The sequence below is a fragment of the Sorangium sp. So ce394 genome, from assembly GCF_051474665.1.
GTDB classification, from domain to species: Bacteria; Myxococcota_A; Polyangia; order Polyangiales; family Polyangiaceae; genus Sorangium; species Sorangium cellulosum_D.
On sequence record NZ_CP150339.1, the window covers coordinates 1,705,838 to 1,727,245 of the forward strand.

Consider the following 21,408-nt stretch of genomic DNA (forward strand, 5'->3'; position numbering starts at 1 on the left):
CGCGGCTCCTCGCGGCGGATCGAGGCGCCGCCGCCCCGGCTCACCGCTCCACGACCGGCGCGAGCGCGGCGGCGATCGCGCGGGAGACCTCCTCGACCGCGCCACCCCCGTCGATGTGGATGACGCGGTCCCCCGGCACGAGCTCCTCCGCCCGGCGGTAGGCCTCCGCGAGCCGCGCCTGCAGCTCGGTCTTCTCGAACAGCTCCTCCGCCCCCCCGCGGCGGCGGCGCCGCTGCTCGGCGATCTCCGGCGCGACGTCGATCACCACCGTGGCGTCGGGCCGCCGTGCGTAACGGTTCAGCGTCCGGATCCATTCGAGGATATCCGCGGGCTCCCCGCCGCCGGCCGCCGTCGTGGACTGGTAGGCGAGGCTCGAGAGGTCGTAGCGATCCGAGATCACGACGTACCCGTCGCGGAGGAGCGGCTCGACCTCCGCGCCGAGGTGATCGAGGCGGTCGGCCGAGAAGAGGAGCGCCATCACCTCGGCCTGGCGGGCGCTGGGCAGCGAGATCCGGTGGGTGAGCACCTGCCGGAGCAGCGCGCCCACCGGCCCGGCGCTCGGCTCGCGGGTGACGTGGACGAGGCGTCGCGCGGCCCTGAGGTGCGCCGCGTAGCGCTCGGCCTGCGTGCTCGTGCCGGCGCCGTCGATGCCCTCGAAGACGAGGAAGACACCGCGGCCGGCCTGTCCGGCCGGGCGCGGGGACGGGGCGGGGCCCTCCTGCTCGGCGCTCGTCCTCGCCATCATCTACCCGATCTCCTCGACCGCGACGGGCGGCGCGTCCTCCCCGAGGACGACGTTGTCGATGAGGCGCGCCGTCCCGAGGCGGACGGCGACCGCGAGCAGCGCCCGGTCGCCGACCGCGGCCTCCTCGCTCCGGATCGCGAGGGACTCCGGGTCGGCGAGGTCGACGTAATCGATGCTCGTCGCCACGGCCGCGAGGCGCGCGCGCGCCGGCTCGAGGAGCGCGGCGGGGCGCCGCTCGCCGCGGGAGAAGGCGCGGCATGCCTCGGCCAGCGCGCGCGGGATGGCGCGCGCCGCGCTCCGCTGCTCGGGCGAGAGGTACGCGTTGCGCGACGACATGGCGAGGCCGTCGGGCTCGCGCACCGTCGTCGAGCCCACGACCTCGACGGGCAGGAACAGGTCGGCGACGAGCCGCCGGATCACCTGGAGCTGCTGGTAGTCCTTCCGGCCGAAGACGGCGACGCACGGGCCGGCGAGCGCGAACAGCTTCGCGACCACGGTGGCGACGCCCTCGAAGTGCCCGGGTCGATGGACGCCGCAGAGCGGGGCCGCCGTCGCGCCGACGCGCACGCGCGTCTCCTCGCCGGGCGGGTACATCGCGTCGACGTCCGGCGCGAACACGCCGGCGGCGCCGGCCTCGGTGCAGGCGGAACGGTCGCGCTCGAGCGTCCGCGGGTAGCGCGCGAGGTCCTCGCCCGCGCCGAACTGCGTCGGGTTGACGAAGATGGTCACCGCCACGAAGTCCGCTCTCCGCCGCGCTTCGGCGATCAGCGCGAGGTGGCCTGCGTGGAGCGCGCCCATCGTCGGAACGAGGCCGACGCGGCGCCCCGCCGCGCGCGCCCGCTCGCAAGCGCGCCTCAGCTCGTCCGGATGTCGCCAGAATTCCATGGGCGGACCCTACCAGACCTGGGCTAAATTCGGAGCTTCGACCATGATCGACCTGCCCTCTTCCAGCGACACCACCTTCGCCTCCGGCCCAGGCGGCGACTCGGATACCGCTCAGGCCGACCGGCCCGCCGCGGGCTCCGGCGACTCGGCCGGCGCGAGGTCGGGGTCGAGCGCCGCCCCGGCGAGCGGCCCGGTGTCGATCCCTGCCGCGTCGGGGCCGATCCCGATCGAGGGGGACCCGAATCATTACTTGAACCGGGAGCTCTCGTGGCTCGAGTTCAACGCGCGGGTGCTGGCGGAGGCGAGATCGCACGAGGTGCCGCTGTTCGAGCGCCTCAAATTCCTGAGCATCTTCTTCTCCAACCTCGACGAGTTCTTCATGGTGCGCGTCGCCGGGCTCCAGGCGCAGACGCTGCGCACGATCGCGGAGGTCCCGCCGGACGGGCTCACGCCGCACGAGCAGCTCGTGGCGATCGGCGCGCGGGTCCACGCGCTCGTCGACGACGCCTACCAGCTGTGGAACTCGGACCTCATCCCGGCGCTCCAGCGCGCCGGCATCGTGATCGTCAAGCCGGACGAGCTCGGCCCGACCGAGCTCAGCGCGCTCGACGATCGGTTCCGCACGGACATCTTCCCGATCCTGACGCCGATCGCGATCGACCCGGGGCACCCGTTCCCGCACCTGCGCAACAAGATGATCAACCTCGGGATCATGTTCTCCCGGGAGCACGAGGCGCAGGAGCCCGGCTTCGCGGTCATCCAGGTGCCGCCGATGCTGAGCCGGCTGATGAAGGTCCGCGTGGAGGGCGCGACGCGCGCCTTCGTCCTGCTCGAGGACGTGATCGCCCGCCACGTGAAGGATTTCTTCCCCTCCGGCAGGCTGCGCGGCACATACCCCTTCCGCGTCACCCGGAACTGGGACCTCGAGATCGACGAGGAGGAGGGCGAGGACCTCCTCGAGACCATCCAGGCCGAGCTCCGCCGGCGCGACCGCGGCAACGCCGTGCGGCTGGAGATCGGCATCGGCGAGGGCGCCGGCACCTCGGTCCAGCGGCTCTGCCGCGCCCTCAAGGTCGACGCGTCGCTCGCCGTCTACCGGGTGCCTGGGCCGCTCCACATCGCCGATCTCATGGGCATCGTCGCGGACGACGAGCGCCGCGAGTACCGCGACGAGCCGTTCTCGCCGCAGGTCCCGCCGCTCTTCCGCGACGTCGAGGACATCTTCGCCGTCATCCGGGAGCAGGACGTGCTCCTGCACCACCCGTACGAGTCGTTCGATCCGATCGCCGAGTTCGTCTCCCGCGCGGCGGACGATCCGAACGTCCTCGCGATCAAGCAGACGCTCTACCGGACCGGCGGCGACTCGCCGATCTTGAAGGCGCTCGCGCGCGCGGCCGAGAGCGGCAAGCAGGTGACGGCCATCGTCGAGCTGAAGGCGCGCTTCGACGAGGCGAGCAACATCCAGTGGGCGAGGACGCTCGAGCAGAGCGGCGTGCAGGTGATCTACGGCCTGCTCGGGCTGAAGACGCACGCGAAGGCGCTGCTGGTCGTGCGGCGCGAGAAGGACAAGCTGCGCCGCTACGTGCACCTGTCGACGGGCAACTACAACCCGCAGACCGCGCGGCTCTACACCGACATCGGCCTGTTCACCGCGAACCGGGAGATCGGCGAGGACATGACGTCGCTCTTCAACCTGCTGACCGGCTACAGCGCGCCGCCCAAGTGGAACCGCCTCATCGTGGCGCCGCTCGGCCTGCACGAGGCGGTGCTGGGGCTCATCGCGCGCGAGGCGGCGCACGCGCGGGCCGGGCGCAAGGCGGAGATCGTGGCGCAGATGAACGCGCTCGTGGACGTCGACGTCATCGACGCGCTCTACGCGGCGTCGCAGGCCGGGGTCGACATCAAGCTCGCGGTGCGCGGCATCTGCTGCCTTCGGCCGGGGATCCCGGGCCTCTCGGAGCGGATCCAGGTGCGCGCGATCGTCGATCGCTTCCTCGAGCACAAGCGGCTGTTCCGGTTCGCGAACGGCGGCAACGAGGAGGTCTACATGTCGAGCGCCGACTGGATGCCGCGCAATTTCCACCGCCGGGTGGAGCTGATGGTCCCGATCATCGAGCCGGCCATCCGCTCGCGCGTCGACGACATGCTGAACACCGTGACCTCGGACACGGCGAAGACCTGGGAGCTCGCGAGCGACGGCAGCTACCACAAGCTCCAGGTGCCGAGCGGCGCCCCGCCGCTGCGGTCGCAGCAGCGCTTCATCGAGCTCGCGCGCGAGCGGGTGAAGCTCAGCGATCCGCTGGCGCGCGGCGGCGGGCGCTTCCACATCCTCCGCGTGCCCGCGAGCGCGCCGGACGGGGAGTCGCGGCACCGCAAGGGCGGCAAGAAGAAGAAGGGCCTGTCCTGACCGACGGCGCGCCCGGGCGGCCTTGCGCCGGCCGGGTGCGAGCGAGGGAGCGGCGTCAGAACCGCGGTGCGCGGGCGGGGTGCGGGCGAGCGAGCGGCGTCAGAACCGCGTCCGCAGCGCGGCGGACCCCGGGCCGAACGAGAGCGTCGTCTGGGCGGGCTCCTCGGGCGCCTCGGCGTTGGCCGGCACCTTCTTGCCGCCGATGACCCAGAGCGGGATGCCCACGGCGAGCATGATGCCGCCTCCGATCGCGACGAGCGCGCCGGCGACCTGGCGGGGGCCGTCGGTGCGCGTGTTGCAGATGCCGATGAAGCCGTCGCGATCGCAATAGATCTCGTAGCGCTCGCTCGCCGAGGCGAGCAGGCCGGTGCCGGCGAAGAACGCGATCGTGCCGCCGGCGGTGAGCGCGATGCCGCCCAGCATCAAGCCCGGGCTGTTCCGGCGCATCGGGACCGGCGGCGGCGCAGGCGGCATGTCCTCGGCGCGCGACGGGTAGCCCGGCGGGAGCGGCGGGTAGGCGCCGCCGTAGGGCGCGTAGCCGCCGGGGTAGCCGGGCGGCGGGTAGCCGGGCGGCGGCGGGTAGCCGGGCGGCGGGTAGCCGGGCGATGCTCCCGGCGCGGGCGGAGGGACCTGCTGCTGCGGCGGCGCGGGGTATGGCGCCGCGGGGTACGGGGCCGCAGGGGAGGGCGGCGCGGCGCCGGGCGGCGCGCCGCCGCCGGGCGCAACGGGAGCCGGCGTCGCAGCGTCCGTCGCCGCGGGGGGAGCGCTGCCGGGCTGCGGCGCAGCGGGCGACGCAGCGGCCGGCGGCGCCGCGCCCGGCTGCGCCGTGACCGGCGGCGCAGCGGCCGCGCCGGGCTGCCGTGGAGCGGCCCCTGGATGGGCCGGCGGCGCCCCAAGAGGCTGCCGTTGCGGCGCCGGTTGCGCGGCCGAGGTCGTCGCGATGAGGAGGCCGGACAGCGCGACGCCGAGCGGCACGGCGAGCGTCCGCCCGCAGGAGAGCGGCGATCGGCGCGGCGTTCGGGAGGCGTCGGGCGAAGCATTCAAGCGAAGCATCTCGGGCGTCCTTTCATCGCAGCGGTTTCGGTCAATCGTACGGAGCGTCGGCGGGCCGCGGCGCTGGCTCCGGTCGCGGCGTGGCGCCGGCCGGCGGCGTGGCGCCGGCCGGCGGCGTGGCGCCGGCCGGCGGCGTGGCGCCGGCCGGCGGCGTGGCGCCGGCCGGCGGCGTGGCTCCGGCCGGCGGTGTGGCTCCGGCCGGCGCCGTGGCGCCGGCCGGCGCCGTCGTGCCCGCTGCCTGCGTTGCCGAGGCCTGCGGCGTGGCTCCGGCCGGCACGGCGGCTGGCTTCGCCGCGCTCGCGCGCTTCTTCGGCGGCGCTGCCGCCGCCGACGCCGCGCCCGCCGTTTCCGCCTGCGGGGCGGCGCTGGTCGCAGCGCGCTGCAAGGCTGCAGCGCTCGCCGGCGCCGCTGCGGTCGCTTCGGCCGTCACGACGGTCGGCGGCGACGAGTCGACGGGAGGCCGCGCCGGCGGCTCGCTCGCCTCCGCCGGCGCAGCAGGAGGCGCGCTGGAGGCCTCCGGCGCAGCGGGCTCCTGCGGCGGGCGAGCGGCGCTCGCGGGCTCTGCCCTGGCGCGCTCCGGCGCGCGGGGCGACTGCGCGGCGAACACGATCACCGCGGCGAGCGCCACGACGCCCAGAAAGACGAGGAGCACGCGATCTCTCCCCGCCTTCGAGCGCGCCCCGCCGCCGCGGGCCCGCGCGGGCTCCGCGGCCTTCGCGGCGGCGGCGCCGCGCGCTCGCGCGGGCTCCGCGGCCTTCGCGGCGGCGGCGCCGCGCGCTCGCGCGCGGCGCGCGTCGTCGCCCGCGCGTCCCTCGCGGCCCGTCGCGGGATCGGCCCGTGCTCGATCCGCCGCGCCGTCGACCGGGTCGCTGCGCGACGGCGGTCCCGCGATCCTCGCGTCCACGCGGGACGCAGCCCCTGACGTGGCGCCGCTCTGCGGCGCCCTCCGCCGGCTTTCTTTACGCTGAGCGCGTGAAAGCTTTTTCGCCACGCAGCGACCGTACCGAACAGCAGCCGGGCCGCCAAGAGCCGCGGGCGCGCGTCGGCGTCCGCTTCGTGCCGCGCGCCAGCGCCCTGCGCAGCGCTCCTCCCGAGCGCGCCGCGCCCCCAGAGCGCGCGGGTCGCGCGCCGATCAACCGCGTCGAGGACGCGCCCGCGCACCGCACCCACGCCGAAGAAGCGCCAAAGATCCGCCGAAAACCAGCGCGCGGACGCATCCAGCAGGAACGGGCGTCGTACCGCTTGACATGGTTCGGCTCCTGGGTATCCTGCGCGTCCCCATCCCACAGGTGGAAATCCGCGTCTCTATGCCGACCATCAGCCAGCTCATCCGCCAAGGCCGCGAGGCCGCCCGCTACAAGACGGCCTCTCCTGCGCTCAAGTCCTGCCCGCAGCGGCGAGGCGTGTGCGTACGTGTTTATACCACGACGCCGAAGAAGCCCAACTCGGCGCTCCGCAAGGTCTGCCGTGTCAGGCTGAGCAACCAGATGGAAGTGACGAGCTACATCCCGGGCGAAGGCCACAACCTGCAGGAGCACTCGGTCGTCCTCATCCGTGGCGGCCGCGTGAAGGACCTGCCGGGCGTGCGCTACCACGTCGTCCGCGGCACGCTCGACGCGTCCGGCGCCGCCGGGCCGAGCTCCACCAACAAAGCCACCCGCAACCGCAAGCGCTCGAAGTACGGCGTGAAGCGCCCGAAGGCCTGACCGGGCGATAGCCGAGCAGAGGAACGAAGATGCCCCGTCGTCGCGAAGTCCCGAAGCGGAAGATCATTCCGGACCCGAAGTACAAGGACAAGCTCGTCGCCAAGTTCACGAACTCCCTGATGCAGTCGGGCAAGAAGGCGACGGCCGAGGGGATCCTCTACGGCGCGTTCGACATCGTGCGCGACCGCTTCAAGGAGGAGCCGATCGACGTCTTCCGGAAGGCGCTCGACAACGTGAAGCCGAAGCTCGAGGTGAAGAGCCGGCGCGTCGGCGGCGCGACCTACCAGGTCCCCGTCGAGGTCCGCCCGGAGCGGCGCGTCGCGCTGGCGATGCGGTGGCTCGTGACCTACTCCCGCGGCCGCGGCGAGAAGACGATGCGCGAGCGGCTCGCCGCCGAGCTCGTCGACGCGGCGCAGAACCGCGGCAACGCGGTCAAGAAGCGGGACGACACGCACAAGATGGCGGAGGCCAACAAGGCGTTCGCCCACTACCGGTGGTAGGTCACCGAGGCGGCCAGCGCGGATCCCGGATCTGCGCTGGTTCGCCATTTGATGATTCGTCACGTCGCATTCCCAGGCGAGGAGACGCGTAGAGCGAGATGGCACAGTCGACATAAGGATCGGGTTACAGAGCCGGTCTTCTCGAGGGAGCGCGACAGCGCTCGCCGCCCGGAGACCTAGAAAAGCTGCTGCTGTACCCCGACACCCTCTCCAGGTTCAAGTGCCCGCCACAACGGAGGCGGGACGGGCTGGAGAGGGTGTTTTGCATCCTGAGTCCGGAACCCTCACCCCACGCATCACACGACGGAGAAGGAAAAGTGGCACGCGAGTACAGCCTGGAACGGACGCGCAACATCGGGATCATGGCCCACATCGACGCGGGCAAGACGACGGTCACCGAGCGCATCCTTTATTACTCGGGTGTCAACTACAAGATCGGCGAGGTCCACGAGGGCGCCGCCACGATGGACTGGATGGTCCAGGAGCAGGAGCGCGGCATCACCATCACGTCCGCCGCGACGAACTGCTTCTGGTCGCCGGAGCAGGGGCCCCAGAAGGGCGTCTCTCACCGGATCAACATCATCGACACCCCCGGTCACGTCGACTTCACGATCGAGGTCGAGCGCAGCCTCCGCGTGCTCGACGGCGCGGTCGCGGTGTTCGACGGCGGCAACGGCGTCGAGCCGCAGAGCGAGACCGTCTGGCGGCAGGCGGACAAGTACGGCGTCCCCCGCATCGCGTTCATCAACAAGATGGACAAGGTCGGCGCCGACTTCGAGATGTGCGTCGACTCGATCCGCGAGCGCCTCGGCGCGACCCCGGTGGCGATCCACTACCCGCTCGGCGCGGAGGACTCGTTCCGCGGCGTCATCGACCTCGTGACCCTCCGGGCCGCCGTCTTCGACGAGGAGACGAAGGGCCAGCGCTACGAGTGGCAGGAGATCCCGGCCGACCTCTTGCCGCGGTGCAAGGAGCTCCGGGAGAAGCTCATCGAGGCGTGCGCCGACGCGAGCGACAAGGTGATGGAGAAGTTCATCGCCGGCGACTTCGACCAGATCACCGAGGAGGAGATCCACGCGGCGCTCCGCGCGGGCACCCTCGGCTTCAAGTTCGTCCCGGTCCTGTGCGGCTCGGCGTTCAAGAACAAGGGCGTTCAGCTGCTGCTCGACGGCGTGGTGAACTACCTGCCGTCGCCGGTCGACATCCCGGCCGTCGAGGGGACGCTGCCCGACAAGAAGGACAAGGTCGTCGCGCGCAAGGCGGGCGACGACGAGCCGTTCGCCGCCCTGGCGTTCAAGATCATGAACGACCAGTTCGGCAACCTCACCTTCTTCCGCGTCTACTCCGGCACGACGAAGAGCGGCGTCAGCGTGCTCAACTCGACCCGCGGCAAGCGGGAGCGGTTCGGGCGCATCCTCCGGATGCACGCGAACAAGCGCGAGGAGATCGACGTCTGCTACGCCGGCAACATCTACGCCGCCGTCGGGCTACGCGACACCCGCACCGGGGACACGCTCTGCGACGAGAAGCACCCGATCGTGCTGGAGCGGATGGAGTTCCCCGACCCGGTGATCTCGATCGCCATCGAGCCGAAGACCAAGGTCGATCTCGACAAGCTCGGGCTCAGCCTGCAGAAGCTAGCGTACGAAGATCCCTCGTTCCGCACCTACACGAACGAGGACACGGGGCAGACGATCATCGCCGGGATGGGCGAGCTCCACCTGGAGATCATCGTCGACCGCCTGAAGCGCGAGTTCAAGGTCGACGCCAACGTCGGCAAGCCCGAGGTCGCCTACCGCGAGACCATCTCGAAGAAGGCGACGGACGTCGAGGGGCGCTTCGTCCGGCAGTCGGGCGGGCACGGCCAGTTCGGCCACGTGCGGATCGACATCGAGCCGGCCGAGCGCGGCGCGGGCTTCGTGTTCGAGAACGCCATCGTCGGCGGCATCATCCCGAAGGAGTTCATCCCCTCGATCGAGAAGGGCATCCGGGACGCGATGGGCCGCGGCGTGCTCGCGGGCTACCCGGTCGTCGACATCAAGGTGCGGCTCCACTTCGGCAGCTACCACGAGGTCGACTCCTCGGGGCCCGCGTTCGAGGTCGCCGCGTCGATGGCCTTCCAGGACGGCGCGAAGAGGGCGGGCCTCGTCCTCCTCGAACCGATGATGGCCGTCGAGGTCGTGTCTCCCGAGAATTACCTCGGGGACGTCATCGGCGACCTCAACTCGCGACGTGGCCGCATCATCGATATGGGGCAACGCGCGAACACCCGGGTGATCCGCGCGGAGGTCCCGCTCGCCACCATGTTCGGTTACGCGACCGACGTCCGTTCCAAGACGCAGGGCCGCGCGACTCATTCGATGCAGTTCTCTCATTACGCACCGGTTCCGGCCGCGATCCAGGAAGAGATCGTCGCCAAGCAGCGAGGTTAAGAAGACGCCATGGCCAAGGAGAAATTCACTCGTACGAAGCCGCACGTGAACGTGGGCACCATCGGTCACATCGACCACGGCAAGACCACGCTCACGGCCGCGCTCGTCAAGGTGCAGTCGAAGCGCCAGCTGGCGAAGGCGATCTCGTACGCCGACATCGCGAAGGGCGGGACGGTCCGTGACGAGACCAAGACGGTGACCATCGCGGCCGCGCACGTCGAGTACGAGTCCGAGAAGCGCCACTACGCGCACGTCGACTGCCCCGGGCACGCCGACTACATCAAGAACATGATCACGGGCGCGGCGCAGATGGACGGGGCGATCCTCGTCGTGTCGTCGCTCGACAGCGTGATGCCGCAGACGCGCGAGCACGTGCTGCTCGCCCGGCAGGTCGGCCTGAACCACATCGTCGTGTTCCTGAACAAGTGCGACGCCGTGGACGACCCGGAGATGCTGGACCTGGTCGAGATGGAGGTCCGCGAGCTCCTGTCGAAGTACAAGTTCGACGGCGACAACGCGCCGGTCGTCCGGGGCGCGTCGCTGCCGGCGCTGCAGGGCGACCCGAAGTGGGAGGAGACGATCCAGCAGCTGCTCAACGCGCTCGACAGCTACATCCCCGAGCCGGTGCGCGACATCGACAAGCCGTTCCTGATGGCGATCGAGGACGTGTTCTCGATCAAGGGCCGCGGCACGGTGGCCACGGGCCGCATCGAGCGCGGCGTGATCAAGGTCGGCGACGAGGTGCAGATCATCGGCTTCAAGGACACGAAGAAGTCGGTCGTGACCGGCGTCGAGATGTTCCGGAAGCTGCTCGACCAGGGGCAGGCGGGCGACAACGTCGGGTGTCTGCTCCGCGGCGTGGAGAAGGAAGAGATCGAGCGCGGCCAGGTGCTCGCGAAGCCCGGGTCGATCACGCCGCACACGAAGTTCACCGGTGAGGTGTACGTCCTCAAGAAGGAGGAGGGCGGGCGCCACACGCCGTTCTTCACCAACTACCGGCCGCAGTTCTACATCCGGACGACGGACGTGACCGGCACGGTGAACCTCCCCGAGGGGGTGAAGATGGTGATGCCGGGCGACAACATCACGATGACGATCGAGCTCATCGCCCCGGTCGCGCTGGAGGAGCAGATGCGCTTCGCCATCCGCGAGGGCGGCAAGACGGTGGGCGCCGGCGTCGTCACCAAGATCCTCGCGTAGGAAGAGCACCATGGCTGATACAACGAAGATCCGGATTCGCCTCAAGGCGTTCGACCACCAGCTGCTCGACAAGTCGACGAGCGATATCGTCGAGACGGCGAAGCGGACCGGCGCCCACGTCGCGGGACCCATCCCGCTGCCCACCGAGATCCGCCGCTACACGGTGCTCCGGGGGCCCCACGTCGACAAGAAGTCGCGCGAGCAGTTCGAGATCCGGACGCACAAGCGGCTTCTCGACATCATCGAGCCGACTCAGCAGACCCTCGACGCGCTGATGAAGCTCGACCTTTCGGCCGGCGTCGACGTCGAGATCAAGAGCTAGGAGTCCAGGTACCATGAAGGTTACCGTCTACAACCTCAAGCGGGAGCAGGTCGGCGAGCTCGACCTCTCGGACGAGGTCTTCGGGACCGAGGTGAAAGAGCACCTCTTCTACGAGGTCGTGAAGGCGCAGCTCGCCTCTCGCCGCTCGGGCACCAAGGCCACCAAGGAGCGGAGCGCGGTCGCCGGCTCCACGAAGAAGCTCTACCGCCAGAAGGGCACCGGCCGCGCTCGCCAGGGCTCGATCCGCGCGCCGCACCACGCGGGCGGCGGCATGGCGCACGCCCTGGAGCCGAAGGACTGGTCGTACCGTCCGCCCCGCAAGGTGCGCATCGGCGCCCTGAAGAGCGCGCTCTCCCTCTTCGCGAAGGAGGGCCGGCTCATCGTGCTCGACAGCCTGGAGGTCCCCGAGGTCAAGACCAAGGCGATCGCGGCCACGCTCACGACGCTGCAGGCGGACAAGAAGTCGCTGGTCGTCGACACGGCCGGGAACGAGAAGCTGGTGAAGAGCCTCCGCAACCTGGAGAACCACCAGTATCTGCCGCCGGAGGGGGTCAACGTCTACGACCTCCTCAGGCACGACCACCTCATCGTCTCGAGGGACGCCGCCAAGGCGCTCGAGGCGCGTTGCCTTCGCTAGTCAGGGGAGTCCGCCATGCAGCCCGAGCAGATCATCCGCCGGCCCATCATCCTCACGGAGAAGTCGAGCCGGCTCCGCGACCAAGGCAACAAGGTCATCTTTGAGGTCCGCCGCGAGGCGAACAAGATCCAGATCAAGGACGCCATCCAGACGCTCTTCAAGGTGGGCGTGGTGGACGTCAACACCATGATCATGCGCGGCAAGGAAAAGCGCATGGGGCGCGGCTACGCGAAGCTGCGCAATTGGAAGAAGGCGATCGTCACCCTCAAAGAGGGCGACGAGATCCAGTTCTTCGACGAGAAGGCGGAATAGCCATGGGAATCAGATCCTTTAAGCCGACCTCGCCGGCGCGGCGCTACTACTCGGTCAGCGACTTCAAGGACATCACGAAGGTCGAGCCCGAGCGGTCGTTGCTCGAGCAGCAGACGTCCACCGGCGGCCGGAACAACAACGGCCGCATCACGTCGCGGTTCCGCGGCGGCGGTCACAAGCAGCGCTACCGGATCATCGATTTCCGGCGCGACAAGATCGGCGTCCCGGCGAAGGTCGCCGCCATCGAGTACGACCCGAACCGGACGGCGCGCATCGCGCTCCTGCACTACGTGGACGGCGAGAAGCGCTACATCCTGGCGCCCGACGGCCTCGCGGTCGGGGCGACGCTGCTCGCGAGCCGGAACGCGGACATCAAGCCGGGCAACAGCCTGACGCTCCGCTTCATCCCGCCCGGCACCTCCATCCACAACGTGGAGGTCAAGAAGGGCAAGGGCGGCCAGCTCGTCCGCTCGGCCGGCGTCGCCGCGCAGCTCATGGCGAAGGACGGCGATTACGCGCAGGTCCGCCTCCCGAGCGGCGAGATCCGCAAGGTGCACCTCGACTGCCGCGCCACGATCGGGCAGGTGTCGAACGCCGAGCACGCGAACATCAGCCTCGGCAAGGCGGGGCGATCCCGCTGGCTCGGTCGCCGGCCGCACAACCGCGGCGTGACGATGAACCCCGTCGACCATCCGATGGGCGGCGGTGAGGGCCGGACGAGCGGCGGGCGCCACCCGTGCTCGCCGTGGGGTCAGCTCGCCAAGGGCCTCAAGACGCGGAACAACAAGCGCACCGACACGATGATCGTCCGTCGGCGCGGGACCAAGGGTTAGTCATGCCGAGGAGCATTAAGAAGGGGCCCTTCATCGACGGTCACCTGCTGGAGAAGATCCAGGCGGCCCAGGCGACCAACGCCAAGAAGGTGATCAAGACGTGGTCGCGCCGCTCGACGATCCTGCCCGAGTCGGTCGGCCTGACCTTCGCCGTGCACAACGGGAGGAAGTTCGTTCCCGTGTTCGTGACGGAGAACATGGTCGGCCACAAGCTGGGCGAGTTCGCGCCGACGCGCACGTTCCACGGCCACTCCGGGGACAAGAAGGCCAAGGTCGCCAAGGGCGGTGGCGGTCGCTGATCGCTCGGCGGTAACGAGAGCGATCGACGGCAGGCGGGCGGGGTCGCGGCAGCGATCCCGCCCGTTCGTTTTGCAGCCGAGCTCGGGCGGGCGGGGCTAGAACGCGCCGCGCACGCCGGCGAAGCCGGGCCCGACGAGCAGCTGCGTCGAGGCGGTGTTGCGCTGCGGCTCGCCGGCGCTGCCGCCCGTGAAGCTCAGGACCAGCAGCGTGGTGCCCGCGACGAGCCCGATCGCGCCGACCACGACCCCGACGTTCGCGACCGTCTGCTGGGCCTTGCCCGCGTCGACGTCGTCCTTCCGCTCGGCGGGGCAGGGGCCCCGGCAGCTCTCGGCGAGATCGCTGTAGGTGCTGTTCGCCATCAAGCCGGCGACCGTGAACACCGCGAGCCCCGCCACGCCCACGCCGCCGGCGGCATAGGCGTAAGGGCGCAGGTACGCCCGCGCCGAGGGCACCTCCTCGGGCAAGCTCGGCCCCTCGTCGAGGAGCGCCGTACCGCCCTCCGCAGCGCCGGCCTGGCCGGGCTCCTCCGGGTCGAGCTTGACGGTCTTCGCTTCACCCGCCGAGAGATCCAGGGTCTGCGGGATCGCGGTGGTCCTCGTGCGCAGGACGACCTCGGCCTTGCCGGGCTTGACCGGGAACGGCTTGCCCCACCGCTCGCGCGGGACGTCCTTGCCGGCGATCGAGACGGAGATCGCGGCGTCCGGGCGCGCCACCGAGACCGTCACGAGCGCGATCTTGCGCGCGAGCTCGTCGCGCTCGACCTGCGCCGTCTGCTCTGTCTGGGCGTAGCGCGCCTCGGTCGCCGCGCGGGCCGCGGCCTCCGCCGCGACCTGGTCGAACTCGAGGTACGCCTCGGTGTGCTCGCCGAGGTCCGCGAGGCAGCGCGCGATGTAGAGGCGTGAGTTCGGGCTCGCCACCGCGGCGTACGAGGCCCGGAACTGCTCCAGCGCGAGCGCGTAGCGCTTGCTCTCGTAGAGGGCCGCGCCCTTCTTGAACAGGCTCTGCGCCTTCTCCACCGCGTCCGGCGACGGCGTGGCCGCAGGGGCGTCCGCGCCCGCTGCGGGCGCGGGGAGCGTGCACAGGCAGAGGCAAGAGGCCGCACCGAAGAGCAGCGCACGGAGCCAGGGTCGAGGTCGCACGGTGGTCAGATACCCGAGGGGTTGTACTTCTTTTTGGTGGTCGATTTGGCCGTCGATGCCGGCTTGGGCGCAGGCTTCGTCGAGGTGGACGTCGGCCGAGGCCGCGCGGTCGACGTGGGGCGCGCGGTCGACGTGGGGCGCGCGGCCTGCGTCGCCGCGGGCGCCGGCGCCGGGGGCGCCTTGGCCGCCGGTGGCGGCGCCTCGTCCGGAGGTGCGGCGGCAGGCGCCGGCGGCTCGTCAGGAGGCGCGGCGGCAGGGGCCGGCGCCTCCTCGGGAGGCGCCGGCGCTGCCTGCGGAGGCTCCGCGGTCGCGGGCGGCGCGGCCGGCACGGCCTCCGCCGCGCTCGTGGTCGCGCCCGCGGGCGCGGCGGAAGCCGTGGTCTCGGGCGCGGGCAGCGCGTCGACGCGCGCCTTGCCGCTCTCCGAGGTCGTGCGCTCGTCGCCGCCGCGCACGACCAGCGCCACGGCGCCGATCGCCACGCAGAACAGCGCCGCGCCGGCCACGATGAGCTGGAGCCGCTTGCGTCGCTGCCCGGTCTCGAACGACCGGTCGACGGCCGTGACCTCGCCGATGTCGTTGGCCAGGCTGCGGGAGCCGCCCCTCGTGAAGCGCGCGCCGAGCGCCGCCGCCCTGGAGGCGGGCGGGTCCGCCGCCGCGAGCACCTTCGTGGCGGGCATGCCGGCCGCCGGGAGGACCCGCGGCACGGACGAGCCGAGCGGCTTGCCGTCGCGCGAGGAGGGCCGCGGGCTCGACGGCTCGGCCGGCTCGGCGGGCGAGATGTCGGCCTGCAGCGCGGGCGCGATGATGAGCCGCGGCGGGGCCTCGGCGGGCTTCGCCGGCGCGGCGATCTCCTCGAACGAGATCGGCTCCAGGCTGACGGGGCTCTCCTCTTCCTGCGCTGCTGCCGGGGGCGCCGCCGCGGCGCTCGAGGCCGCGTCGGCGCCGGCCGGCACCGCCGTCGCGGGGGCCGCCGCGCCGGCGGCGGCCGCGCCCTCGCGCGCGCCGGGGCCCGGGTCGGGCGGGGCGGCGTGGAGATCCGGCGATGCGTTGGAGCGCGGCTCCGAGTTCAGGGCCGCGCCGGCGTCGACGGCGGCGATCGCGTCGCGGAGCTCCTGCGCGCGCTTCGCCTGGATCTCGCCGATCGCCTGCCGCACGAAGGCCGCGACGTCCTCGTCGGTCGTGGGCTCGCCGAGCGTCGACGCCACCTGATCGATCGCCCGCTGCATCTCGGCGCACGTCGAGAAGCGGTTCTCGCGATCCTTCTCGAGCGCCTTGAGGATGATCCGCTCGAGCTCTGGGTGGATCGCGCCGTTCAGCTCGCGCGGGGGGAGCGGGTTCTTGATCGTGATGTTCTCGACGGTCGAGAGCTCGGTCTCGGCGCGGAACGGGTGCAGGCCCGTCGTGAGCACGTACAGCAGCGCGCCGAGCGAGAAGATGTCGCTCCGGCGATCGATGGGGAGCCCGCCGAGCTGCTCGGGCGACAGGTACGGCGTCTTCCCCTTGATGATGCCGCCGGCGCGCGTGACGTGCAGGCGCCCCTTTGACTTCGCCACGCCGAAGTCGACGATCTTCACGAAGCCGGCGGTCGAGATGAGCACGTTCGCCGGCGAGATGTCGCGGTGGACCAGGTCGAGCAGCGCGCCGCTGTCGTCGCGGAGCTCGTGCGCGTTGTGGAGGCCCGCGCAGATCTGGGACGCGATGCGGAGCACGATGCGCTGCGGGATGCCGCCGAGCCGCTTGGCGGCCTTCTGCAGCGTGCCGGCCGTCTCGCCGTCGACCCACTCCATGACGATGTAGAGGACGTCGTCCTCCTCGCCGAGGTCGAGGATCTCGACCACGTTGGGGTGCCGGATGCGCGCCGCGACCCGCGCCTCGTCGAGGAACATCGACTCGAAGTCGGGGTCGTCGGAGACGTCGGGCAGCATCGTCTTGATCGCGACGATCTTCCGGAAGCCGCGGGTGCCCTGCAGGCGCGCGGCCCAGACGGCCGCCATGCCTCCCTTGGCGACCGGCATGAGGATCTCGTACCGGCCGAGGGTGCTCCCCGGCCCGAGGCGGTCGACCGCCGACGCGGCGCGACCCCACAGCTTCGTCGGGCCCTGGGCTCCCGTCGGCGTGTGGAGCGTCCTGCCGGAGGTCGGCGCCGGCTCGCCGACGATCGCGATCTCCTGCGCCGCTGTCGCCGGCGCAGCCGCGCCGCCGCCTGGCGGGGCGAACACCGGCGCGGGCGGAGCCTTCAGCGCGGCAGGGCTGGCCGGCGAGGTGGACGACGCCGGCCCAGGAGCGGGCGGCGCCTGGAGAGGCGCAGGCGCCGCGGCGGGCGCGGGGGTCGCCGGCGCGGCGGGCGCCGCGGCGGGCGCTGCGGCTGGCGCGGGCGCGGCGGGGGACCGCGGCATGACCGGCGCCACGGGCGCCGCGGGCACCACCGGCGCGCGCGGCGTGGCCGGCGCCGGCGATGCCGCGGGCGCGCCGGCGGCGCGCGGCGCCGGCGGCACGGCGGGCACCACCGGGACGCGCGGCGCGGCAGGAGCCGGCGGCGCCGCGGGCGGCACGGGCACGCGCGGCGTCACCGGGCTCGCCGCGGTCGCAGGCCCGGCGGCCGCGGGCGCCGCAGCGCCGGAAGCCGCGGGCGCCGCAGGCGGCGACGGCACCCCTCGTGGGGCCGGCGGGCGCGGCGGCCTCGCGAGCGGCGCGGCCGGAACGGGCGTCGGCCGCTTCGGCACCGTGCCCTCGGCCGGCGTCGGCGTCATCCGCGCCGCAACGAGGCCGTCGCCCGGATCGCCGGGCCGCGGCACGCCCGGCCGCGCAGGCGGCTGCTCCTTCCGCGCGGCCGTCGGCGCGGGGACCTCGGGCCTCGCCACGGCGGCGTCGCGGCTCTCCGTCCTCTCGCTCGACAGCTCGATCCGCGGCAGCGTCGCCGCGGGGGGCCGCGGCGCGGGCAAGCCGCGGCCGGCGACGTCGTCCGGCGAGCCCCAGTCGACGTCCACGTCCACGTCGGCGTGCGCCGCCGGCCCGGCGCCGTTCGACGCGCCGGCCCCTGCCTTGGCCGCGAGGCCGTTCTTCAGCGCCGCGGCCTCCTTCGGCGCGGTCGCGCCGCCCGACGGGCGGAGCTGGCTCGCGGCGACCGCGGCGCCCGCGACCGCCGGCGGGCCTGGCGTCCCACGCGGGCGCGGAGACGGCGCGGTGATCGCGTGACGCGGGCCATCGCCGCGCGGGGAGAGCGCGCTCTCGACGCCGGGGATCGCCACGCCCACCAGCGTCGCGCCGCGCGCGCGCGGCGGCGGCGGCGACAGCGGCGATCCGATCGCGCCGGCGGCGCCGGCCATCGCCGCCGCGATCATCGTCCTGCGCGGCTCGATCGTCTTGCCGGCCAGCCGGCTCACCGTCGCGGCGACGTCCTCCGCCGCGGCGATCCGCCCCGCGCCCGCGGCCTCCAGCGCCGCGAGCATCGCCGACGCGCTCTCGAACCGCCGCGCCGGATCGCGCTCGAGCGCGGTCCGGACGACCTCGGCGACCTCGGCCGGGACGGCGCCGGCCGCGAGCGGCGGGATGGGCGCGTTCTGCACCTTCTGGATGACCGCGGACTCCAGCTTCGACGAGAACAGCCGCTGCCGCGCGAGCAGCTCCCAGAGGATCACGCCGACCGAGAAGAGATCGGCGGGCGGAGCGAGCGGGGCCTCCGCGTGCGCCGCCATCGCCTTGACCCGCTCCGGCGCGGCATAGGCCAGGCGATCGGGGTTCCTCGTCCCCATGGGCGCGAGCCCGGCGATGGCCCGCGCGACGCCGAGCCCGCTCACCCGCGCGATCCCGTCGATGCCGACGGTGACGTGGGTCGGGTTCAGCTCGCCATGCACGAGCGGCGCCGGCTCGGTCGCGTGCGCGGACGCGAGCGCGCGCAGCACGTCGACCCCGATCCGGAGCGCGACCGGGAGCGGCAGCCCCTCGGCGCCGGCCGCCGAGACGAGCGCGCCGAGCGGCTCGCCCTCCACGTACTCCGAGACGATGAAGACCTCGCCGTCGGCGACGCGCGCGTCGACCACCGAGAGCACGTTGGGGAAGCGGACCTGCTGCGCCATCCCGGCCTCGCGGAGGATGCCGTCCGCGGTCTCGGGCTTCTTCGTGAGGTGCCGGTAGATGCGCAGGATCGTGACCGGCGAGGCGCTCGTCGCCACACCGTCGTCGGACGCCGCCCGCGCGAGCCACGTGGACCCGATCCCGCCGCCGGAGAGCTCTTTCAGCAGCTCATAATTGCCGAGTCGCGAAGCAGAGCCCGCACCGGGCGGCCTGTCGAGCGCCATGGGACTTGCATGCTATCAGGACGTCAGAAGCTGGATCCAGCGTTCATGGCCGAGGACTTGGCGAGCTTGGCCGTGTCCGGAGCTCCCTGTCAGGCGAACCTAGAGCGCGGTCCGCGCGGGCGCCTGGCGCCGCTGGCCAGCGCCGCGCGCGCCGCGAAAAGCCTTCAAATCGGCGCGTTCTCGACGGCGCGCCGCCGCCGCGCTCGCGGCTTGACATGACCGCGACGAGCGCTAAGCCGCGCGACGCGATCGCTCTTGCTGCGAGCGTGGCCGCGGCGCGCCTGCGCTCGCGGCGAGGGGTGCGGCACCTCCGCGCGCACACAAGTGCTCGGGTGTGGGGGGGCCGGCGTGGGCCGTCCCGGTCGGCGCCGCGCGAGGCGGAGCGCGGCGCGCCGGCGATCGGCCGGCGAGGCGCGCGGCGCGCGGCGCGCCGCGCGCCGCGCGCGCTCCACGCGGCAGAGACCCCGCCTGGGAGCGCGGGCGCGCGGGCGAGCGAGGCCGGCGGCCCGGCCAGCTCAGGGGCGCGGCGCGCCGATCGCGACGGGGTGAACGGTCAGCGTCACGAACCGCGTGCGGCGCTCGTGGCTCGAGAACGCGCTCGCGGCGACGGGGATCCCGTGCCGCAGCGCCACGGCCACGTGCGGGCCCGGATCGACCCGGATCGCGCGCGATGGCTGCGCCACCTCGCCGTCGAGCAGCAGCGTCACGCCCTCGGTCGCGCCGGCGAGGTTCAGCACGATGCGGGGCATCCGCCCCTCGAGGTCCTGGAGGCGCGCGTCGATCTCGGCGAGCACCGCGGGCGCCGCGGCCCGCGCCGTGGCGCGCGCGTCCTGGTACGTCCGCTCGGCCGTCCGCAGCCGGCCGAGCCGCTCGTGGCAGAGGCCGATGTGGAACGCCACGTTCGCCGTGGGCCGATGGCGGGCGATCGCCTCGAACCGAGCGAGCGCGTCGGCCCAGCGTCCGGCGCCCTCGAGCGTCAGCCCCTGCGCGAACTGGAGCCGCAGCGCGCGCGTCGCGCCGTCGTCCTGGGCGCGGACCCAGGGCGCCGAGAGCAGCGCCCAGGCAGCGAGCCCGAGCGCGGCGGCGCGCCGGCGGGGGCGCGCGCGCAGAGCGGGGATCCGTGCGGCGCCGCTCATCAGAACCCGGGGCTCGTGATGCGGGATCTCGAGGCGCCGCGCGGCGCCTGCGAGCGCGGGGGCTTGTCCTCGGGCGCCGCCGTGATCTCGGGGCCGCCCGGGTCCGCCGAGGCGAGCTCGGGCGAGCCCATCGCGCCGCCGCGGCCCGCCGCCTTGCCGGCGGGCGCGCCCGGCGCGTGCGGCGCGTCGCCCCCCGCCGCCCCGGTCGCGCCCGCGCCGCGCCGCCACGCGCCGCTCTCGGCGAAGGCCGCGGCCAGCACGGGGCGGAGGCTCTCGCGCGCCGCGCTCCCGGCCTCCTCGTCCGTCGGCGCGCGCAGCGCGGCCGAGCTGAGCGCCGCCGCCGCGAGCACCGCCGCGCCCGCGACCCGGAGCGCCGTGATCGCCCGCGCGCGCCGCGGCGCGTCCGGCGGCGCGGCGCGCGGCGCGCTCCCGAGCGTCGTCGCCTCGCGCCACTGGGGCGCCCGCGCGCCCGAGGTCCAGAGCCGCCCGAGGGCGCGGAGGGCGAGCCGCGGGGGCGCGGCGAGCGCGCCGCGGGGGCGCGTCGTCTCGAGCGACCGCCGACCCACGGACGCCGGCGAGAGGATCACGATCGGCGCGGGCGCGCTCGCGCCGAGGTCGTCGAGCGCGGCCGTCAGATCGGCGCGCAGCGAGGCCGCGTCCGGGTAGCGCCGCGCCGGGTCCTTCTCGAGGCAGCGGGCGGCGATCTTCCGGAGCCGCTGCGGGACGGAGGGCGGGAGCGGCGCGGGGTCGGTCTCGAGGATGCGCCGCAGGACCGCGTGGTGGTTGCCCCCCCGGAACGGCTGCGCGCCGCTGAGCGCCTCGTACAGCATCACGCCGACCGCCCAGATGTCGGCGCGCGCGTCGATGGTGCGCTTGCCCAGGGCCTGCTCCGGGCTCATGTACGAGGGCGTCCCGAGCAGCTGCCCGTCGACGGTGATCGCGTCGCCCGCGTCCGTGAGCTGGCTGATGCCGAAGTCGACGATCTTCGGCACGATCCCCTCGCCGGGGACCATGGCCATCACGATGTTCTCCGGCTTGATGTCGCGGTGCACGACGCCCTCGGCGTGGGCGGCCGAGAGCCCGCAGCAGACCTCGATGAGGACGGGCACGACCTCCTCGGGCGGCAGCGGCCGGCTCGGGACGAGGCGATCCGCGAACGGCGAGCCCCGCAGGAGCTCCAGGGCGAGGAAGAGGTAGCCCTCGTCCGGCAGCTCCCCGGCGTCGACCACGCCGACGATGTTCCGGTGCTGGAACTTGCCGATGATCTTCGCCTCGCGGATGAACCGCGCGACGACCTGGTCGTCCCGGAGCGCCGGGGACAGCTTGAGCGCGACGTCCCGGCCGATGAGCTCGTGGCGCGCCCACCAGACGCTCGCCATCCCGCCCGAGCCGATCGGCCGAATCAGTCGGAAGCGACCTCCTGCGACGTCCCCGGCATGCAGCATGTGCCCCCTTCGCCCATCGCGCGTGAGAAGCCTTCACGCCGATCGGGCACCGAGAGCC

At 73.2% G+C, this 21,408-nt stretch carries 18 protein-coding genes; 10 read left to right on the plus strand and 8 right to left on the minus strand.

Annotated features, from left to right (window positions below; all coding sequences use genetic code 11):
• Window positions 1–40: 40 nt before the first annotated feature.
• Window positions 41–745 carry a dTMP kinase gene (tmk, locus tag WMF33_RS06250; protein WP_437336279.1) on the minus strand — a complete coding sequence of 235 codons (705 nt, stop codon included), beginning with the start codon at window positions 743–745 and terminating at the stop codon, window positions 41–43.
• Window positions 746–1,630, minus strand: coding sequence for a pantoate--beta-alanine ligase (panC, locus tag WMF33_RS06255; RefSeq protein WP_437336280.1), 885 nt, complete (start codon window positions 1,628–1,630; stop codon window positions 746–748).
• A 43-nt stretch (window positions 1,631–1,673) separates the two neighbouring features.
• Between panC and ppk1 the strand changes: the two genes are divergently transcribed.
• Window positions 1,674–4,037, plus strand: a complete 2,364-nt coding sequence (ppk1, locus tag WMF33_RS06260; protein WP_437336281.1) for a polyphosphate kinase 1 — start codon at window positions 1,674–1,676, stop codon at window positions 4,035–4,037.
• 99 nt (window positions 4,038–4,136) lie between these two features.
• On the opposite strand, the gene WMF33_RS06265 is transcribed toward ppk1, so the two are convergent.
• Window positions 4,137–5,090, minus strand: a complete 954-nt coding sequence (locus tag WMF33_RS06265) for a hypothetical protein (RefSeq protein WP_437336282.1) — start codon at window positions 5,088–5,090, stop codon at window positions 4,137–4,139.
• Between the two features lie 31 nt (window positions 5,091–5,121).
• Window positions 5,122–5,994 carry a hypothetical protein gene (locus tag WMF33_RS06270; protein ID WP_437336283.1) on the minus strand — a complete coding sequence of 291 codons (873 nt, stop codon included), beginning with the start codon at window positions 5,992–5,994 and terminating at the stop codon, window positions 5,122–5,124.
• 403 nt (window positions 5,995–6,397) lie between these two features.
• Between WMF33_RS06270 and rpsL the strand changes: the two genes are divergently transcribed.
• The 9 genes from rpsL (at window position 6,398) to rpsS (ending at window position 13,331) form a co-directional block, all read left to right on the plus strand.
• Window positions 6,398–6,796: a 30S ribosomal protein S12 gene (gene rpsL, locus WMF33_RS06275; RefSeq protein WP_012233473.1), complete on the plus strand. Its 399-nt coding sequence runs from the start codon at window positions 6,398–6,400 to the stop codon at window positions 6,794–6,796.
• 29 nt (window positions 6,797–6,825) lie between these two features.
• The gene (gene rpsG, locus WMF33_RS06280) at window positions 6,826–7,296 is read left to right on the plus strand and encodes a 30S ribosomal protein S7 (protein ID WP_012233474.1); all 471 of its coding nucleotides are present in this window, start codon (window positions 6,826–6,828) and stop codon (window positions 7,294–7,296) included.
• Between the two features lie 317 nt (window positions 7,297–7,613).
• Window positions 7,614–9,728 carry an elongation factor G gene (gene fusA / locus WMF33_RS06285; RefSeq protein WP_437336284.1) on the plus strand — a complete coding sequence of 705 codons (2,115 nt, stop codon included), beginning with the start codon at window positions 7,614–7,616 and terminating at the stop codon, window positions 9,726–9,728.
• Between the two features lie 9 nt (window positions 9,729–9,737).
• Window positions 9,738–10,928: an elongation factor Tu gene (gene tuf / locus WMF33_RS06290; RefSeq protein WP_020733175.1), complete on the plus strand. Its 1,191-nt coding sequence runs from the start codon at window positions 9,738–9,740 to the stop codon at window positions 10,926–10,928.
• A 10-nt stretch (window positions 10,929–10,938) separates the two neighbouring features.
• A complete protein-coding gene (gene rpsJ, locus WMF33_RS06295) occupies window positions 10,939–11,250 on the plus strand; it encodes a 30S ribosomal protein S10 (RefSeq protein ID WP_012233476.1) in 312 nt (103 codons plus the stop codon).
• A 13-nt stretch (window positions 11,251–11,263) separates the two neighbouring features.
• A complete protein-coding gene (gene rplD, locus WMF33_RS06300; RefSeq protein ID WP_061621681.1) occupies window positions 11,264–11,887 on the plus strand; it encodes a 50S ribosomal protein L4 in 624 nt (207 codons plus the stop codon).
• Between the two features lie 15 nt (window positions 11,888–11,902).
• Window positions 11,903–12,199, plus strand: coding sequence for a 50S ribosomal protein L23 (locus WMF33_RS06305; protein WP_020733177.1), 297 nt, complete (start codon window positions 11,903–11,905; stop codon window positions 12,197–12,199).
• Between the two features lie 2 nt (window positions 12,200–12,201).
• Window positions 12,202–13,032, plus strand: a complete 831-nt coding sequence (gene rplB / locus WMF33_RS06310; RefSeq protein ID WP_129573399.1) for a 50S ribosomal protein L2 — start codon at window positions 12,202–12,204, stop codon at window positions 13,030–13,032.
• Window positions 13,033–13,034: 2 nt separating this feature from the next.
• Window positions 13,035–13,331: a 30S ribosomal protein S19 gene (gene rpsS / locus WMF33_RS06315; protein ID WP_061621683.1), complete on the plus strand. Its 297-nt coding sequence runs from the start codon at window positions 13,035–13,037 to the stop codon at window positions 13,329–13,331.
• A gap of 96 nt (window positions 13,332–13,427) precedes the next feature.
• Here the strand turns inward: rpsS and WMF33_RS06320 are convergent, their stop codons facing one another.
• From WMF33_RS06320 to WMF33_RS06335, 4 genes are all read right to left on the minus strand, one after another.
• Window positions 13,428–14,471 carry a tetratricopeptide repeat protein gene (locus tag WMF33_RS06320; RefSeq protein ID WP_437336285.1) on the minus strand — a complete coding sequence of 348 codons (1,044 nt, stop codon included), beginning with the start codon at window positions 14,469–14,471 and terminating at the stop codon, window positions 13,428–13,430.
• Between the two features lie 5 nt (window positions 14,472–14,476).
• Window positions 14,477–18,769, minus strand: coding sequence for a protein kinase domain-containing protein (locus WMF33_RS06325; protein ID WP_437336286.1), 4,293 nt, complete (start codon window positions 18,767–18,769; stop codon window positions 14,477–14,479).
• Between the two features lie 515 nt (window positions 18,770–19,284).
• Window positions 19,285–19,905, minus strand: coding sequence for a tetratricopeptide repeat protein (locus tag WMF33_RS06330; protein WP_437336287.1), 621 nt, complete (start codon window positions 19,903–19,905; stop codon window positions 19,285–19,287).
• Window positions 19,905–21,350 carry a serine/threonine-protein kinase gene (locus WMF33_RS06335; RefSeq protein WP_437336288.1) on the minus strand — a complete coding sequence of 482 codons (1,446 nt, stop codon included), beginning with the start codon at window positions 21,348–21,350 and terminating at the stop codon, window positions 19,905–19,907. The genes WMF33_RS06330 and WMF33_RS06335 overlap by 1 nt, the downstream gene beginning before the upstream one ends.
• Window positions 21,351–21,408: the final 58 nt, after the last annotated feature.

Coding starts and splice junctions, on each gene's coding strand:
- rpsL (WP_012233473.1), top strand. CDS start 6,398: ATGCCGACCATCAGCCAGCTCATCCGCCAAGGCCGCGAGGCCGCCCGC.
- WMF33_RS06325 (WP_437336286.1), bottom strand. CDS start 18,769: ATGGCGCTCGACAGGCCGCCCGGTGCGGGCTCTGCTTCGCGACTCGGC.
- tmk (WP_437336279.1), bottom strand. CDS start 745: ATGATGGCGAGGACGAGCGCCGAGCAGGAGGGCCCCGCCCCGTCCCCG.
- rpsG (WP_012233474.1), top strand. CDS start 6,826: ATGCCCCGTCGTCGCGAAGTCCCGAAGCGGAAGATCATTCCGGACCCG.
- panC (WP_437336280.1), bottom strand. CDS start 1,630: ATGGAATTCTGGCGACATCCGGACGAGCTGAGGCGCGCTTGCGAGCGG.
- rpsS (WP_061621683.1), top strand. CDS start 13,035: ATGCCGAGGAGCATTAAGAAGGGGCCCTTCATCGACGGTCACCTGCTG.
- WMF33_RS06265 (WP_437336282.1), bottom strand. CDS start 5,090: ATGCTTCGCTTGAATGCTTCGCCCGACGCCTCCCGAACGCCGCGCCGA.
- rplD (WP_061621681.1), top strand. CDS start 11,264: ATGAAGGTTACCGTCTACAACCTCAAGCGGGAGCAGGTCGGCGAGCTC.
- WMF33_RS06330 (WP_437336287.1), bottom strand. CDS start 19,905: ATGAGCGGCGCCGCACGGATCCCCGCTCTGCGCGCGCGCCCCCGCCGG.
- ppk1 (WP_437336281.1), top strand. CDS start 1,674: ATGATCGACCTGCCCTCTTCCAGCGACACCACCTTCGCCTCCGGCCCA.
- WMF33_RS06305 (WP_020733177.1), top strand. CDS start 11,903: ATGCAGCCCGAGCAGATCATCCGCCGGCCCATCATCCTCACGGAGAAG.
- rpsJ (WP_012233476.1), top strand. CDS start 10,939: ATGGCTGATACAACGAAGATCCGGATTCGCCTCAAGGCGTTCGACCAC.
- rplB (WP_129573399.1), top strand. CDS start 12,202: ATGGGAATCAGATCCTTTAAGCCGACCTCGCCGGCGCGGCGCTACTAC.
- tuf (WP_020733175.1), top strand. CDS start 9,738: ATGGCCAAGGAGAAATTCACTCGTACGAAGCCGCACGTGAACGTGGGC.
- WMF33_RS06335 (WP_437336288.1), bottom strand. CDS start 21,350: ATGCTGCATGCCGGGGACGTCGCAGGAGGTCGCTTCCGACTGATTCGG.